We start from the raw sequence: 2,097 nt of genomic DNA on the forward strand, positions 1-2,097 counted from the left end.
TTCCAGAACCATTCGCACAGCCCGCTCACGAACTTCAGGCGAGTACCTTGGGCACTTCTTCTTCGTGTTTTCCATAGCTCCATTTTCTCAAGAAGTGGAGCCTCCGGAAATCCCGGGGCGGTTCAGCCTCCATTCCAACGATGGTCGGGGACGCGCGCGTCAGGAATTCAATGAGGCGCTCACGCGTGAAGCGCCCCTGAAAGCCGGCTTACCAGCGGCGTCGAGACCGACTACGTGGAATGCCGATTTACCAATGTCGATACCCATTCTGGCCACGGCGGATGTAACGCGCTGATTCATGACACACCTCCTCGGAAGCTGTACGTGTCAGCCCTGATTATGCAGCTATCCGGAACGCCGGTCGGATCGTCAATCACAAGACCGTGCAGCGGCTGATGGGTGAATTGCAGCTGAAATCACTGGTGCGCCCAAAGCGCTACCGCTCCTGGCGCGGCGAAGTTGGACGCGTTGCACCGAACCTGCTAAATCGCGAGTTCGAGGCACGCAGGCCTAATCAGAAATGGGTAATCGACGTGACGGAATTTAATGTCAACGGCGAGAAGCTTTACCTGTCGCCTGTGATGGACCTGTACAACGGTGAAATCGTGGCGTGGCAGACGGCTCGGCGGCCATGCTTCGAGCTGGCCAGCAACATGCTGAAGAAGGCCGTCACGCAGTTGGGTACCCGGGACAAGCCGTTGTTGCATTCAGATAGGGCTGGCAGTACCAGATGTCTGCCTGGCGGCGAATGCTGAGCGCGAATCGGCTACGGCAAAGCATGTCGCGCAGAGGAAACTGCCTGGATAATGCCGCAATGGAAAGCTTCTTTGGCACGCTAAAATCCGAGTTCTTCCGCCTGACCCGATTCGACAGTATCAAACAGCTGCATTGACACCGTGCTGGCGTGCAACCATCGAGACCGACTTGCCCGGCTCGAAACTCTCCCGCACCATCGTCAGCTTATCTTCTGACCATCGCCGCCGGCGCTCCGGCCCCGTCAACACTTCCATCACTTCTTGCTTGTTGTTAGTCAAAAACACAGTCGTATGCCTACCCGCTATTGTAAGTAGGGACTGTGTCCGGAGTTTCAGGGGGCCGCTCCAGAGGTGATGGACGATCCTCCGTTACACGGCGGAAAGTTCATGCTAATGTGGACAAGTCGAGATGCCACGCCGCGCAATCTAGTCGGCATGGAAATGTACTTTAGCATGGAAAGTCGGAAGCGTATCAGATACCGAAACTTCTTAATAGTCTCTCACGATGGAACATTCTGTATGTCATATGTCACCGCTCTCACATCATTTGAATGCCAATCGAAACCGCCGCGCAGTAGAAGAGGATCACTTAGCAGCGTCGGAGCGCAAGGGACCATCTTCAGGGCGCGCTGCAAACATGGACTGTCTCCATTAGACCGACTGGTCGGGACACGACGAGGCCCTCTCTTCTCTTCCCTTGCTATGGAGCCTTTCCGACGACGGTTCCCGGGCGTCGGTCTTCACGTGCTGTCGCATGACGTCAGACATGCTGTCCTCCATTGACGTGCAACTCTGCTCCGTTGATGTACGAGGAGGCCTCAGTACAGAGAAAGTAGATCACTCGTGCGACCTCGGCCGGATCCCCGAGACGACGCATAGGAATTCCGTGATCCACGATCTCCTCTGTGCCGGGCGACAGGATTGGGGTATCAATTTCGCCCGGAGCAATAGCGTTGACGCGTACACCCTTCGGGCCAAACTCGTGCGCCATTTCTCGTGTTAGAGCTGCGAGCGCAGCCTTTGAGGCTGCGTACGCAGTACCTGCGAAAGGATGAACCTTCACCCCGGCGATCGATGTTACGTTGGCAATGGCCCCGTTTCCTCGGACCAACTCTGGGAACAACGATCGCGCAAGTAATGCGTTGGATACCAAATTCACGTTAAGAACAGTCATCCAAGTCCGAAGATCGCTCTTGAGAACTCCGAGGCGCGATCAGAGGTGGCGCCGCTTGTTCGGGCAGGGTCCCGAGATTTTTAAGTGGAACCACCGGGGCGTTCATGCTGCCGATTTGATCGCAGACAGTGTCGCGAAGTATGCCTCATCCGGCGTGCGGTCTTCCAG

1 protein-coding gene and 3 pseudogenes are annotated in these 2,097 nt (G+C 56.1%); 2 read left to right on the forward strand and 2 right to left on the reverse strand.

Annotation, left to right across the window (positions count from 1 at the left end):
- Both AB3X89_RS39495 and AB3X89_RS39500 read left to right on the forward strand, forming a co-directional pair.
- Positions 1-295, forward strand: a 295-nt coding sequence (locus AB3X89_RS39495; RefSeq protein ID WP_368587974.1) for a hypothetical protein, incomplete at its 5' end; no start/stop codon positions are given.
- Between the two features lie 49 nt (positions 296-344).
- Positions 345-886 (forward strand): annotated as a pseudogene (locus tag AB3X89_RS39500) (IS3 family transposase); the annotation flags it as partial.
- A 1-nt stretch (position 887) separates the two neighbouring features.
- Here AB3X89_RS39500 and AB3X89_RS39505 read toward each other — a convergent pair.
- Both AB3X89_RS39505 and AB3X89_RS39510 read right to left on the reverse strand, forming a co-directional pair.
- Positions 888-1,010 (reverse strand): annotated as a pseudogene (locus AB3X89_RS39505) (transposase); the annotation flags it as partial.
- A gap of 505 nt (positions 1,011-1,515) precedes the next feature.
- Positions 1,516-2,097, reverse strand: a pseudogene (locus AB3X89_RS39510) (SDR family NAD(P)-dependent oxidoreductase); the annotation flags it as partial.

The organism is Paraburkholderia sp. BR14320 (assembly GCF_040948665.1).
GTDB classification, from domain to species: Bacteria; Pseudomonadota; Gammaproteobacteria; order Burkholderiales; family Burkholderiaceae; genus Paraburkholderia; species Paraburkholderia youngii.